This window comes from Halomonas sp. DN3 (assembly GCF_024137905.1).
Lineage (GTDB): Bacteria > Pseudomonadota > Gammaproteobacteria > Pseudomonadales > Halomonadaceae > Halomonas > Halomonas litopenaei.
Window position 1 is genome coordinate 3315459 of the sequence record NZ_CP099965.1, and the last position, 13480, is coordinate 3328938.

13 protein-coding genes are annotated in these 13480 nt (G+C 64.3%); 7 read left to right on the top strand and 6 right to left on the bottom strand.

Features of this window, described 5'->3' with window-relative positions:
• Positions 1–60 precede the first annotated feature (60 nt).
• Complete coding sequence (locus NKF27_RS14400; RefSeq protein ID WP_253552575.1) at positions 61–2004, bottom strand: ATP-binding cassette domain-containing protein; 1944 nt, start codon at positions 2002–2004, stop codon at positions 61–63.
• A gap of 200 nt (positions 2005–2204) precedes the next feature.
• Here NKF27_RS14400 and NKF27_RS14405 point away from each other — a divergent pair, with 200 nt between their 5' ends.
• From NKF27_RS14405 to NKF27_RS14415, 3 genes are all read left to right on the top strand, one after another.
• Complete coding sequence (locus NKF27_RS14405; protein ID WP_253552577.1) at positions 2205–3074, top strand: TatD family hydrolase; 870 nt, start codon at positions 2205–2207, stop codon at positions 3072–3074.
• Between the two features lies 1 nt (position 3075).
• A complete protein-coding gene (locus NKF27_RS14410) occupies positions 3076–3555 on the top strand; it encodes a hypothetical protein (protein ID WP_108133207.1) in 480 nt (159 codons plus the stop codon).
• Positions 3556–3919: 364 nt separating this feature from the next.
• A complete protein-coding gene (locus NKF27_RS14415; protein WP_253552579.1) occupies positions 3920–4930 on the top strand; it encodes an MBL fold metallo-hydrolase in 1011 nt (336 codons plus the stop codon).
• 9 nt (positions 4931–4939) lie between these two features.
• Here NKF27_RS14415 and NKF27_RS14420 read toward each other — a convergent pair whose 3' ends face one another.
• Positions 4940–5494 carry an elongation factor P hydroxylase gene (locus NKF27_RS14420; protein WP_124804205.1) on the bottom strand — a complete coding sequence of 185 codons (555 nt, stop codon included), beginning with the start codon at positions 5492–5494 and terminating at the stop codon, positions 4940–4942.
• Between the two features lie 449 nt (positions 5495–5943).
• Here NKF27_RS14420 and NKF27_RS14425 point away from each other — a divergent pair, with 449 nt between their 5' ends.
• The 3 genes from NKF27_RS14425 (at position 5944) to NKF27_RS14435 (ending at position 9272) form a co-directional block, all read left to right on the top strand.
• Complete coding sequence (locus tag NKF27_RS14425) at positions 5944–7383, top strand: MATE family efflux transporter (RefSeq protein ID WP_253552581.1); 1440 nt, start codon at positions 5944–5946, stop codon at positions 7381–7383.
• Between the two features lie 2 nt (positions 7384–7385).
• Positions 7386–8456, top strand: a complete 1071-nt coding sequence (locus tag NKF27_RS14430) for a DUF3080 family protein (protein ID WP_253552582.1) — start codon at positions 7386–7388, stop codon at positions 8454–8456.
• 102 nt (positions 8457–8558) lie between these two features.
• A complete protein-coding gene (locus tag NKF27_RS14435; RefSeq protein ID WP_045992975.1) occupies positions 8559–9272 on the top strand; it encodes a hypothetical protein in 714 nt (237 codons plus the stop codon).
• 135 nt (positions 9273–9407) lie between these two features.
• Here the strand turns inward: NKF27_RS14435 and tusA are convergent, their stop codons facing one another.
• Complete coding sequence (gene tusA, locus NKF27_RS14440; protein WP_253552589.1) at positions 9408–9662, bottom strand: sulfurtransferase TusA; 255 nt, start codon at positions 9660–9662, stop codon at positions 9408–9410.
• Between the two features lie 26 nt (positions 9663–9688).
• Between tusA and NKF27_RS14445 the strand changes: the two genes are divergently transcribed.
• On the top strand, positions 9689–9976 hold the full coding sequence (locus NKF27_RS14445) for an antibiotic biosynthesis monooxygenase (protein WP_045992977.1): 288 nt from the start codon (positions 9689–9691) through the stop codon (positions 9974–9976).
• A 31-nt stretch (positions 9977–10007) separates the two neighbouring features.
• Here NKF27_RS14445 and rlmM read toward each other — a convergent pair whose 3' ends face one another.
• From rlmM to NKF27_RS14460, 3 genes are all read right to left on the bottom strand, one after another.
• Positions 10008–11081, bottom strand: a complete 1074-nt coding sequence (gene rlmM, locus NKF27_RS14450) for a 23S rRNA (cytidine(2498)-2'-O)-methyltransferase RlmM (protein WP_253552591.1) — start codon at positions 11079–11081, stop codon at positions 10008–10010.
• Positions 11071–11508 carry a DUF2721 domain-containing protein gene (locus NKF27_RS14455; RefSeq protein ID WP_108449027.1) on the bottom strand — a complete coding sequence of 146 codons (438 nt, stop codon included), beginning with the start codon at positions 11506–11508 and terminating at the stop codon, positions 11071–11073. The genes rlmM and NKF27_RS14455 overlap by 11 nt, the downstream gene beginning before the upstream one ends.
• 311 nt (positions 11509–11819) lie before the next feature.
• Entirely contained in the window at positions 11820–13379 is a 1560-nt protein-coding gene (locus NKF27_RS14460; protein ID WP_045992980.1) for a BCCT family transporter, read from the bottom strand.
• Positions 13380–13480 lie beyond the last annotated feature (101 nt).

Below are 13480 nucleotides of genomic sequence, written 5' to 3' on the forward strand. Positions count from 1 at the left end.
CGACTCCGCCTATCGAGCGACTCCTCGGTACCACGCAAAGGGGCCAGAGCGCGTCCGTGTCTACTCGCCGGCGGCCATGGCCTCTAGTTCCATCCAGCGCTCCATGACCGCGTCGAGGCGTTCCTGAGTCTCCTGCAGCAACGCCAGACGCTCGGTGACCACACCGGATGGCTGCTGGTAGAAGTCGGGCTTGCCCGCCTCCGCCTCGAGCTCGGCCACCTCAGACTCCAGCCGCTCGATCTCCGCCGGAAGGCCATCGAGCTCGCGCTGCAGCTTGTAGGATAGCTTGACCGGCTTGGCCTTGGCTGGCGCTGCGGCCGTGTCCGCCGTATCCGTCTTGCTGGATGCCGGCTCCGGTGCCGCGTCATCCGCGGTCGGCTCCACCCGCTGGCGCGCCGCACCCTCCCAGGGCGCCGGCGGCAACTTGCCGCCCTGGCGGACCCAGTCGCTGTAGCCACCGACGTACTCGCGTACCTGCCCCCTGCCTTCGAACGCCAGCACGCTGGTCACCACGTTGTCCATGAAGGCGCGGTCGTGTGATACCAGCAACAGGGTGCCGTCGAAGTTGAGCAGCAATTCCTCGAGCAGCTCCAGGGTCTCGACGTCCAGGTCATTGGTCGGCTCATCGAGCACCAGCACGTTGGCCGGCTGGGTGAACAGCTTGGCCAGCAGCAGGCGGTTGGACTCGCCCCCGGACAGTGCCTTGACCGGCTGACGCGCACGCTCCGGCGAGAACAGAAAGTCCTGCAGGTAGCTCATCACGTGGCGGTCCTTGCCACCCACCGTGACCCGATCACTGCCCTGGGCCACGTTGTCGTAGACGGTGCGCTCAGGCTCGAGCCCGGCCCGAAGCTGGTCGAAGTAAGCGACCTGAAGCTTGGTCCCCAGCCGCACCGTGCCTTCACTCGGCTCGAGCTCGCCCAGCAGGATCTTCAACAGGGTGGTCTTGCCGGCGCCATTGCGCCCGATCAGACCGATACGATCCCCACGCTGAATCTCGATATTCAGGTCACGGATGACCGTCGCGTCCTCGAAGTGCTGGGTGACGTGGGACAGCTCCACCACCCGCTTGCCGCTGCGTTCGCCGGTATCTACCGTCAGCGAAGCATTGCCCTGGCGCTCGCGCCGCTGGCTGCGTTCGCGGCGCAACTGCTCGAGCGCCCTCACCCGTCCTTCGTTGCGCGTACGTCGGGCCTTGATCCCCTGACGAATCCAGGCTTCTTCCTGGGCCAGTTTCTTGTCGAACTCGGCGTTCTCCCGGGCCTCGACCTCGAGCTCGTGCTGCTTCTGGGCCTGGTAGGTGGCGTAGTCACCGGGATAGCGCCCGAGCTTGCCACGATCCAGCTCGAGGATGCCGGTAGCCAGACGCGACAGAAAGGCGCGGTCGTGGGTGATGAACAGCACCGCGCCGGCAAAGGCGGCAAGCTGTTCCTCGAGCCAGGCGATGGTGTCCAGGTCCAGGTGGTTGGTCGGCTCATCGAGCAGCAGCAGATCGGGTTCGGCGACCAGCGCCCGAGCCAGCGCCACCCGCCGGCGCCAGCCGCCCGACAGCGACGACATCTCGGCGTCTTCGGGCAGCCCCAGGCGGGTCAGCACCACATCGATCCGCTGGTGGAACGACCAGCCGTCGATGGCCTCCAGCCGCGTCTGCAGCGTGGCCATGCGGTTCATGTCCGGATCCTCGGACTGCACCAGATGGTGATACTCGGACAGCAGATCGCCGGCCTCGGGCAGGCCCTGGGCCACCACATCAAAGATGGTCTCGCCGCTGGCCTCCGGCAGGTCCTGCTCGAGCACACCGATCTTGAGGCCTGGGGCGCGCCAGATGGTGCCGCTGTCGGCCTGATTCTCGCCCGCCACCAGTCTCAGCAGCGTGGACTTGCCGGTGCCATTGCGGCCCACCAGCGCCAGCCGCTCTCCCCGCTCGAGCACCAGGTCGGCACCGTCGAGCAATACATGGTGGCCATAGGCCAGTTGCAACTGCTCCAGTCGTAGCAGGGTCACGCTTCACCTCTTCGCTTGATCATCGCGACAGTGTACCTCATGCCCCCCTCCTGCTGGCATGACCGATCCCACCTGAGAGTCAAAATCAGAGACCACGCGATCAGCGACATGGCCACCTCGAGCACCGCACCACGTGGTTGTGCCGCCGACACACAGGTACAATGCGCCTCCATCGATATAGCCGCCCCAAGGAGACCGCGTTGTCCGTCCCAGACAAGCCTGCCCCAGACGAGACGCTGCCGAACCTGCTGCCGGAGCCGCTGCGCTTTCACTCGCCTGCCCCTCTGGTCGACATCGGCGCCAACCTGACCCACGAGAGCTTTACCCACGATATCGATGCCACCCTCGCCCGTGCCCGCGCGGCCGGCGTCGAGACGCTGATTCTCACCGGTACCGATCGTGAGCATGCCGAACAGGCGGTGGCCCTGTGCCAGGCCCACGAAGGCCTTTACGCCACCGCCGGCATTCACCCGCACCAGGCCAGCGAATGGGGTCCGAAGCTCGAAGCCGCCATGGCCGAGCTACACCAAAAGCCCCAAGTGGTCGCGGTGGGAGAATGTGGCCTCGACTTCAATCGCAACTTCTCGACCCCGGCCGAACAGGAACGCGCCTTCGAGGCGCAACTCGCCCTGGCTGCCGAGTCAGGGCTGCCATTGTTCCTGCACGAGCGCGACGCCGGTGCCCGAATGCGTGACATTCTCGGCGCCTGGCGAGATGATATTTCACGGGCGGTGATTCATTGCTTCACCGCGGATCGCGAGACGCTCCACGGCTACCTGGATCTTGACCTGCACATTGGCCTGACCGGCTGGATCTGCGACGAGCGCAGGGGCCATCATCTACGTGATCTGGTGGGCGACATCGCCGCCAATCGACTGATGGTGGAGACCGACTGTCCCTACCTGTTGCCGCGTAATCTGCCGGCCAAGCTCAAGGGGCGCCGCCACGAGCCGGCGCTGCTGCCCTGGATCGTGCGAGAGATCGCCCACTGGCGCGGCGAAAGCGAAGCTGAGCTTGCCGCCAGCAGCACCGCGACGGCCCGCGCCTTCTTCGATATCAAGGAGTCCTGACATGGGCGACATGCCTGCCTTTATCGCCGTGGAGACCGGCGGCGACGGCGATCTGCCCCTGGCCATCGCCTGGAGCCTCGACGATGGCCGCATCAAGCACACCCTGATCCAGCCCGACGAGGACTGGCTCGATGCCGAGACGGTGTCCCTCGGCGACTACAGCCGCGAGGAGCTGGCCAGCATCGGCGTGAGTCCGCTGGACGTGATCCGTGAACTGGAAACCGATCACTTCAATGCCACCCTGCTGACCGCCGGCGTATTCGACGACGAGGCGGCCATCTCACGGCTGTTCGACACCTACGGTCTCGACCCCTTCGTCGAGCTGGCCCCGGCAGAATCCCTCTATCCCGACCTGGATCCTGGCGAGTGGGCGCGCGCCCGCAACGAGCTGTTTGCCGAACTGGGCCTCGAGCCCATGCGTCCGGAGCAGGAGGTAGAGGTAATGTTGCATCTGCACAAGCGACTCAGCGACAGCGACTGAGTCCGCAAACGAAATGCGACCGCTGACGGTGCGACTCGGACCGTCAGCCCTCCCGCCAGTCCTCCCGTCAGCCCTACCAGCAGTCCTCCCGCCAGCCCTACGAGCAGCCCTCTCACCAGCCCACTCATAGCTCCATACCCTGTTGCCAGGGCTTCAGGCGTTCTCGCGAACTATCGCTTGGTCACGAAGCAGTACCGCCCTTCCGGGCGCAAACCAAAGCAGCGGCCGGCGTCACCCCGACGTGGTGGTCGCGGTATACCTTGGTCGACTGGTCTCCTCCCTCCTCCCGGGCCAGGCTTGTTCTTCCCAACAAATCGAACTTAAGTACGCTATACGAACAAAAAAACTTCGAGAGAGTGAGCCCATGCCCATTGCCACGAACATTGCCACGACCATTACGACGACCATTGCCACGTCTTTTGCCCAGCCCCGTCGTCTTGCCAGCCCCCGACCTGCCCCCCGCACCATCGCCACCTTCCTGGCCCTGGCCAGCGCAGCCCTTTTCAGCGCAACCCTGTCCACCTCCGCCCAGGCCGACACCAGTATCGTGATGCTGGGCACCGGCACCCCGGTACCCGACGGGGAGCGGGCCGGCTCGGGGGTCGCGGTCATCCATGATGGCGAGGCCTATCTCTTCGATGTTGGCCCCGGCGTCGTCGAGCGCGCCAGCCAGGCCCAGGAGCGAATGGGCATCGAAGCGCTCGCCTCGGTGAACATCGAGCGGCTGTTTCTGACCCACCTCCACAGCGACCATGTACTGGATTACCCGGAACTGCTAGGCACCTACTGGTGGCGCCGCGAACAGCCCATCTCGGTGGTCGGCCCGGTGGGTACCGAGGCCATGAGCCAAGGGGTCTACACCATGCTGGCCGAGGACACCAATACGCGCCTGGCCGACAAGAGCCCTGTCACCAATCCAGCGGCGGCCAGGGCCCTGGTGACCGAAATCGAGAAGGAGGGGCTGGTCCACGAATCACCCGGCATCAGCATCCACGCCTTCGGGGTAACTCATGGAGACTGGGAGCAGGCCTATGGCTACAAGGTCGTCACCGATGACCTGACCCTGGTGATCTCGGGTGACACGTCGCTTTCCGAGGAAGTGCGTCGCCAGGCAAGCGGCGCAGACGTACTGATCCACGAGGTGATCAGCCGTCAGGGGTGGGAACAACTGTCACCGCAGTGGCAGGCCTACCATCAATACGCCCACACGCTGAGCGATGAACTGGCAGAGTTGGCCCGGGAAGCGCGTCCTGGCACCCTGGTGCTGACCCATGTTCTGCACTACTCGGCCCCGCGGGAGAGCGTGCTTGACGAGGTTCGAGCCGACTATGATGGCAGGGTGCTGCTACCCGATGATCTTGACGTCATCGAGTGACCGACACCATCAGGCGATGGCAGGCTCGAGCTGCTCTCGTCCGAGCTCGATCGCCTCGCTCAACGCCAGCCCTTGCCGATAGAAGCCGCGCAGCGCCGCTTCGAAGGCTGCCGCACGGCGCGGCAGTCCTTCGTCACGGTAACGGCGGGCACGCTCGGCCACCCGTCGGGCGAAGCCTTCGCGATCGACCTCCACCTCGCCGAGGTTGTCGACGCTGACGTGAAAGGTCAGCCCGGCCGCCTCGCTGAAGATGCGCTCCAGCGCCTGGGGCGCCACCTCGACCTTCTCGAAGGCCTGCTGCTGCATCTCGCTGCGACCGTCAGGCTCGTACCAGTAGCCGTAGTCTTCCAGCAGTCGCCGGCGCGACCCGGCGATACACCAGTGGCTGACCTCGTGCAGAACGCTGGCAAAAAAGCCCCGCGCGAAGATCACCCGATGCCAGGGCACCTGATCGTCGGCGGGCAGATACAGTGGCTCATCACCGCCACGCACCAGACGGGTATTGCAGGGGCCCAGGAACAGCCCATCGAACAGTTCGATCACGTCTTCCAGGCGGTGCTCCACAAGGGCTCCTTCACGTCGGGCGTTTGTCTAAAGCGGCGGCGGGTTGTTGACCAACGCCACTACCGAGCGATGTTGGCGAGGGCGCTTGCCAAGGGCGCCTGCCGACAACGATTGCCGAACCCGCCTGGCGAGAACAGTGGCCGATGCCGATTGGCGCGAGCCGGCAAGGATACCAAGGCTTGGCGCACAGCCAAACTCTCGAAGCATTCTATTCTGGCGACATCGCTGGTTTGATTGACCAGACACCGATGACGGCGCTCGGCCTTCGCGCTCTGTCACCAGGGACCGCGGCGCCAAGATGGTGCATCGCTGGTACACTCTCACGGTACCCCGTGTCCCGAGTCGGCACTTGCCCGGCGATCACCTCTTGGCCGTCTGTCCCGACAGCGGCCTGCTGACTCAAGGCACCAGGGCAAGAAGCCCGTATTCTCTGCATGGAGCCCACTAACGTGCGTCCTTTCCCCACCGGCCTCGGCACCACCAGCCGCCGCGAAAGCTGGCCCTTGATCCGTCTGGCACTGCCCATCTGTGGCGCCCAATTGGCCCAGGCCGGCATGAGCGTCGTCGATATCATGATGACCGGCCGCCAGAGCGCCACCGATCTTGCCGCGGTCTCCGTCGGTGCCAGCCTGTGGATGCCCTTGATGCTGTTCATGACCGGCACCCTGATGGGACTGACCCCGATCGTCGCCCAACTGCTGGGAGGCGGGCGCCAGGCGGGCATTCGTCCCAACGTGCACCAAGCGCTATGGGTGGGCCTGGTGCTGGGGCTGATCTCGGCGCTGCTGCTGCGCCTGGCGGTGGCGCCGGTATTTGCCTGGATGGAGGTCCCCCCCGAGGTAGCCGAACGCGCTCGTGACTATGTTGGCGCAGTGGCTTTCGGAATGCCCGGCGTCGCTATCTTTCTGGCACTGCGAGCGTTCTCCGACGGGGTCAATCATACCCGACCGGCGCTGTGGATCAGCCTGATCGGGCTGGCCGTGAATATTCCCAGCAACTATGTGCTGATCTACGGTGGCGACGGTTTCACTCGCCTGCTGGGCGACGCCACCCCCGGCTGGTTGGCCGACCTGCCGGCACTGGGCGCCTATGGTTGCGGCATCGCCACCGCCATCGCCATGTGGGTGATGACCCTGGCGATGATCCGCTACACCCAGAAGAGCCGCGCCTACGGCAGTATCGAACTGTGGCACTCGCCCACCCGTCCGAATCCCCGGATGATTGCCGAATTGCTCTACGTAGGCGTTCCCATCGGTGTGGCGATCTTTGTCGAGGTCACCCTGTTCACCCTGATCGCGCTGTTTATCGCAAGCCTCGGCGAGATCGTGGTGGCCGCTCACCAGGTGGCGCTCAACTACACCTCGGTACTGTTCATGCTGCCACTGTCACTGGGTATGGCCTTGACGGTGCGGGTCGGCAACACACTCGGCGGTGGCGACCCTCGGCTGGCGCGACTGGTGGCCTGGAACGGTATCCTGATCGCGCTGTTGGTGGCGCTGTTCAACAGCCTGCTGCTGTGGCTGACGGCGGAGACCATCGTCGGGCTCTACACCCATAACGTCGAGGTCCAGGCACTGACCCTGTCGCTGGTGGGGCTGGCGATGCTCTATCAGGTATCGGATTCCCTGCAGGTGGCCCTCGCCGGCGCCCTGCGCGGCTACAAGGATACCCGGGTGATCATGTTCATCACCCTGCTGGCGTACTGGCTGGTCGGCCTCGGCGGCGGCCACCTGCTGGGACGCTACGGGGTTGGCGACTGGATCGAACCGATGGGGGTACACGGCTACTGGATCGGGCTGATCGCGGGGCTGACCGTCGCCGCGCTGCTGCTCGGTGAGCGCTTCCGGCGCAAGGCCCGAAGCGTTGCCAGGCGCGCGGAGGACGGCTGAGCATGAACTGCTTTCGTCCTGGCCGGTGGCGGCTGCTGCTGCTCACCTCCTGCCTGTCGCTGCTGGTGGGCTGTGGCGACTCGGCGCTGGAACGTGATCTGCTGGCCTATCAACAGCGGCTAGCCGAGGCACTCGACCAGCCACCACCGGAGCCCGCGCCGGTGGCCAACATCGGCGACTTCCCCGAACGCCGTCAGTTGACGCTGGAGATCCCGCCGATCAGGGAAGGCATGCTCGACGTCTTTGCCCTGCGCGGCTGCCATATCGCCAACCTGGTCGCCGAGCGCAACAACCAGCTTGGCAAGACCGCCGCCCCCAGCCAGCGCTGGCTCTACGAGCTGCGTCTGTGGCGCCGCCTCAGTGCCTGCTGGAACGCCGACGCCGCCGACGCCCTGGCCGAGGGTGACCGCCAGCGCCTGGCTCGCCTGACCGACGTCAAGACACGCCAACTGCCGCTGGCCAGCTACAACGCCCTGGTCTCCTCCGAGGAGTGGACCGGCAGCTTCTCGCGGGCAAGCTCTCCCCTGCCTCTCGACGAACTCTCGGCGGTCGACGAGCAGCTTGCGGCGCTTGGCTATCTGAACGAAGCGGTCATCCACCAGTTCGACCGCCAGTGGACGCCAGAGTCCGGGCCACTGGAACAGGCGCTTGCCACCCTGCGGGATCGTCCACTGAGTGCCGAGCTGATGCGCGCCCTGATGCTGGCAAGCCAACGCCTCGAGGAAGCCAGTCGACTGCTTGAGAGCGACCTCGCCTCCCGCCATGGCTCAGACAACGACCGGACTGGCGCTGATGCGGCATGTTCACAGGCGACGACGCTGCCCGAGGAAGGCGACACCCTAGCGTCACTTGAGCGCCTCGAGACGCAGGCGCTACGCTGGTTCACTGGCATGGACCGACTGCTGGACGCCCATGTGGCGGGCAGCCAGGCATTTCAGGACTACCGCCGGCAATGGCTCGACCTGGACAGCGAAACCACGCCACTGGCAAGTTTCGTGCGCGTACGAGACGATCACCTGTGGTTGCGTCAGCAATGGCGTCAACGCTGTGATACCCACGAGGACTTACGCTAGTTGATGAGTCTGTGCTATTGATGAGAACAGGGACGTAGAGCGCAGCGTCCGGCCCCGGGCCGAGATGCGATGCCGTAAGCAAGCAGCCGCTGGAGGGAGATCATGGGCATTCCACTGTCACCCCGCCCCGCTCGGGTCATCGACCTGGAGAGCATGCGCCAACGCCAACTGGCCCGCAGACGCCTGGTTCGCCTGGCCCCGGAGCTCGATGGACTGGAGATGGTGTACCGACTCGACGCGCACCCGGATACCCTGTACGGCATGCCGATACTGGCCTGGGGGATGCGTGAGAACGGCGATATTGTCGGGCTGGTCCCGTGGATGGAGTCGCTGACGCCATGCGAGCAGCTCGACGATCCGGACCACGGTCACTTCGTCGGCTACCGTGATCCGGAAACCGAGGAGCTGTTCGACCAGCCCCCGGAACACAAGGAAATGGAACTGGCCCACGCGGCGGCCTACTTCGAATACGAGGATACCCGCGAAACCACCCTGATCCAGAGCCTGCCGGATCATCAGGGTACCCACGCCCTGTGCATGGACGAGGAAGGCGCGCCCTGGCAGCTCAAGCAGGTCTTCGGCTGGCGCCTGTACAGCGATGGCACCATCGAGTCCCTGCTGGCCGACGAGAACCTGATCGAAACCGTCCCGGTACTGCCCGGCGACGCCTGCCTCTACCCGGGCCACAGCCGACACCGGGTGGTGTACTTCTTCCAGCGCCAGATCGCCAATCGTATTCGCCAGGAAGACCCGGCGACGCTGGAAGCCCTGGCCATGATGGTCATGCCTGACGACGATGAGGAAGCCGCGCCATAACGTAAGAAGGAGCGTCGGAAGGAGCGTCGGAAGGAGCGTCGGAAGGAGCGTCGGAAGGAGCGTCGGAAGGAGCGTCAGGATCAGCGTCACCACCAGGGAGGGGGCTCAAGCGTTGAGTCCCTTCCCTCGGCAATATCATCCCAGCCGGATAAAGTAGAAGTGCGAGCCATCTTCAAGACTGCGATGATCCACCAGCTCGTGCCCGAGAAACTGGCAGAACTTGGGCACATCTCGGGTGGTCGCCGGATCTGTCGCCGTGACCTTGAGCACCTGGCCAGGACTCATGTCCCGCACCGCGTTGTGCATCATCATGATCGGTTCAGGGCAGAACAGACCGCTGGTATCCAGTTCCTTGTCGCTTGCGGGCAGCGCATCGGAAGAATCCACCATCAATACCTCGGAGTTGGAGTGAAAGCATGATCAAGATCATCATCGAGCGCCGCATCATGCCGGGCCTGGAAGAAGAATACGAGCAGGCCGCACGAGAGGCCATGCGCCAGTCGCTGGGCGCCGATGGCTTCTTCGGCGGCGAGAGCCTGGTCGAACAAGGACGCTCCGACCGCCGTCTGATGATCACCAAGTGGCGCGATCTGCGCGCCTGGAAGGCATGGTACAACAGCGAGGCCCGAGAAAGAGTGATGCAGCACGTCCAGCCGCTGCTGACCGAGGCCGAAAACGTCCGGATCTTCGAACCGGCCTACTGACCCACGCCCATCTGCTGCCCGTGTCGCCGCCTCAATCGAGGCGAACGTGCACGGTGACCTCTTCCCTGTCGTGATAGAGGTGACGACAGCGTATTTCGGCCCGAACCCCGGCCTCCTGCAAGCGTGACGCGAGGCCGGAAAGACACAGCGATACCTCCTCCCAGCGCTTCTTCATCGGCAGCTTCAAGTTGAACACCGCCTCGCGACACCAGCGCTGCAACAGCCAACGCTCCATCATGGTGATGACCCGGGATGGCTTGTCGACGATGTCGCAGACCAGCCAGTCCAGGCGCATCGGCGGCTCCCACACGAAGCCATCCTCACGCAGATGCTCGACCATGCCGCTGGCCATCAGGGCCTTGTCCATGGGGCCATTGTCGATGGCGTAGACCTGCATCCCCCGCTGCACCAGCTGCCAGGTCCAGCCCCCCGGGGCTGCACCAAGGTCCGCGGCCTGCATGCCCTCCCCGAGTCGCTCGTCCCACTCGTCACGCGGCACGAATTCATGCCAGGCCTCCTCGAGCTTCAAGGTCGAGCGGCTTGGCGCGGCGTGGGGGAAGCGCAGACGTCGAATGCCGCCGGGGAATTCACTGCGATTGCCGGGAAAGCTCATCGCCAGCTGGACCCGGTCACCGTCACGCCAGACCAGGTGCAGCCGTCGTCCTCCCGCCTTGCGGCGCAAGGCACCACGCTTCTTGAGCTGAGAATTGAGCGGGCGTTCCAAGGCCTTCAGCAGGCTACTGAGCGCCTTGGCCTCATTGGTATCCGGGGTCTCCTGCCAGATCGACTCGAAGCTCCAGCCACAGGCCTTGAGCTGCTCGAAGATGGGCGAGAGCCGATCGTCTCGGGACAGCGAGAGCTCCGGCAGGGCCAGCAACGACTGGCGGGCGAACACCAGCTCATCGAGACGCAGGCGGCGATGCAGGTCATTGGCCGGGCGCTCGCCGTCCATGCTGATCCTGACCAATCCCTCCTCCATCAGAGGCTCGACGCTGGCGCCCTCGCCTTCGGCCAGAAACTCGGCGTCCAGGCGGTCGGTCAACTCGGCGGTCAGGTCCGGCTCGAATCCGGGCCGACAGAACAGAAGGATTTCATCAGGCGTCATGGGTAAAGGTTCTCTTTCTCCAGTCGAGTCCGGCGCGTCCCTCGGCGGTCAGTTCGATATCCTTCAACTGAACGTTGAGGGCGTTGGTGGAGATCACCACCTCCCACAGCGAAAACACCAGGGATATCGACAGCGATGCCAGGCTGATGCCGAAAAGCAGCATACCCAGCGGCGTCCATGACAGGAACAGCGCAAACATCGACAGGGTACACAGTAGAAAAGCGAAAACCCCGGCGATCTGCATCCGCTTGGTCAGCGAGATGCGCCGTCGCAGTAGTCGGATCTGGGTGACGTGATCCTCTTCCCCCTCCTTTACCTGCTCCGCCAGCTTGCGGATCAGTCCGGCCAGGGTCAGGAAGCGATTGGTATAGGCCAGCAACAGCAATGAAATGGCGGGAAACAGCAGGGCCGGCGTGGTCAAGTTCACGGGGGCACTCCAGAGGATCGACGAAAGTCGATCATGGTAGCAGTCACGGCGCCTGGCGACGAGTCGTGCAGCCCCTTCCCCCCGCCGCATAGAGTGGCTAGGTGCGCCCGGCGCTACGCCCCTGGGACGCTGAAGCAAGATCGCACACAAAGACGCACAGCGTGCCGACCCGTTACCGTCTGCCGGATGGCCACGCCTTATACGAAACTGCCCCCGACGCAAGCGTCGGGGGCAGACAATGGAGCGGAGGCCGCAATCAGGACTCAACCTGCAGAGTCATCAGGCCGCGGCCAACGGAGGCGATGTCCCGATTACAGGATGCCCTGCTCCTTGGCCATCTGACGAGCCGCCCTGGGGGCCGTCCACAATGTCGGCAGCAGCACCAGCGACACCGGGATGGCGGTGATCACGATAAACTGCTGCAGGGCACTGATCTGGCCTGCACCCATTCTCAGCAGAATGGCGGCCATCAGCGCCATGGCGATGCCCCAGAAGGCACGAACCAGCGCATTGGGCTCGTCGTGACCGGCACCGACCACAGAAATGGCGTAGCTCATGGAGTCACCAGTGGTCGCCACGAAGATGGTGGTCAACAGCAGGATGGCCATGGCCATCAGGCTTCCGCCAGGCAGCGCCTGTGCGACGGTCAGGGTCGCGACATCAAACTGGAAGTTGTTCAGCGCCTCGGTCAGATCGATGGCACCGCTCAGCTGATAGTAGATGCCGGAACCACCCAGCAGGGTGAACCAGATCATCGTGGCCACCGGCGCCATCACCGCCACCGCCAGGATCATCTGACGGATCGAGCGTCCACGCGAAATACGAGCGACGAAGATCGCCATCAGCGGGCCGTAGCCGATAAACCAGGCAAAGAAGAACACCGTCCACCACTGCATCCACCAGTCCGGTGCGGTCTGGGTGGTCATGGTCGCCATCTCGAAGAACGAGCTCAGATAGGCGCCCGCCCCCTGGGTAAAGGCATCGGTCAGAAACAGCGTCGGTCCCAGGATAAAGATCGTCGCAGCGATCGCTAGAGCCAGAAACACGTTGAAGCGGCTGAGGATCTGGATCCCCTTGTGGATTCCGGTGACCGCCGAGGTCACGTACACCACCCCCAGAGCAGCAAGCACCATCAATTGGGTGCTGTAGCCTTCACTGACACCGAACAGCTCATGAAAACCGAAGCTGACCTGAGTCGCCAGGAAACCGATGGGGCCGACGGTACCCGCCACCACGGCGATTACGCACAGAGCGTCGACCAGGCCACCGAAGGGCCCCTTCATGACCTTTTCGCCCAGCACCGGATACAGCAGGGTCCGCGGCTGCAGCGGCTGTCCCTTGACGTAGTGGGCATGAGCCAGCACCACCGACGCCAGCGTACCCAGCACGGCCCAGGCCAGCAGCCCCCAGTGCATGAACGACTGGGCCAGAGCCCCTGAAATGGCCTCGGCCGTCCCGGCTTCGCTGTCGAAGGCCGGCGGCGTCACCACGAAGTGATAGACCGGCTCACCGGCGGCGAAGAACACACCGCCGCCCGCGAGCAGCGTGCACATGATCATCGACAGCCACTTGAAGGTACTGATCTCTGGCGTCTCGAGATTGCCGATACGCGCCTTGGCGCTGGGAGACACGGCGATGCCCATGGCGATAAAGAAGGTCGCCAGCAGCAACAGCTGGAAATAGCTGCCCAGGGTCTTGGCGGTCCAGGCAAAGCCTGCCGAGATGCCGTTGGCAACCATCTCGATGTCGTACACAGACAGGGCGACGAAGCCCATGATGAAGCCGATGCTCAAGATGAGCACGATGGGATCACCCAGTCGAGAACCGGCCGAAGAAGCCCGCGAGTCGGAGGAAGCGGTGGTATGACTCATGTGGTGGGTAGCGACAGCAGACTAGGGTCAGGCTGTCGGACTCTCCTTTTGGGAAAGATGAATGGCGCCCTGATGGGCATGAAGGAAGCACGGAGGATTCC

What these genes read in the sequence shown, in the direction of transcription:
- NKF27_RS14410 (WP_108133207.1), top strand. Translation starts at nt 3,076, where the DNA reads ATGGGCGACATGCCTGCCTTTATCGCCGTGGAGACCGGCGGCGACGGC.
- NKF27_RS14415 (WP_253552579.1), top strand. Translation starts at nt 3,920, where the DNA reads ATGCCCATTGCCACGAACATTGCCACGACCATTACGACGACCATTGCC.
- NKF27_RS14430 (WP_253552582.1), top strand. Translation starts at nt 7,386, where the DNA reads ATGAACTGCTTTCGTCCTGGCCGGTGGCGGCTGCTGCTGCTCACCTCC.
- NKF27_RS14435 (WP_045992975.1), top strand. Translation starts at nt 8,559, where the DNA reads ATGGGCATTCCACTGTCACCCCGCCCCGCTCGGGTCATCGACCTGGAG.
- tusA (WP_253552589.1), bottom strand. Translation starts at nt 9,662, where the DNA reads ATGGTGGATTCTTCCGATGCGCTGCCCGCAAGCGACAAGGAACTGGAT.
- NKF27_RS14445 (WP_045992977.1), top strand. Translation starts at nt 9,689, where the DNA reads ATGATCAAGATCATCATCGAGCGCCGCATCATGCCGGGCCTGGAAGAA.
- rlmM (WP_253552591.1), bottom strand. Translation starts at nt 11,081, where the DNA reads ATGACGCCTGATGAAATCCTTCTGTTCTGTCGGCCCGGATTCGAGCCG.
- NKF27_RS14460 (WP_045992980.1), bottom strand. Translation starts at nt 13,379, where the DNA reads ATGAGTCATACCACCGCTTCCTCCGACTCGCGGGCTTCTTCGGCCGGT.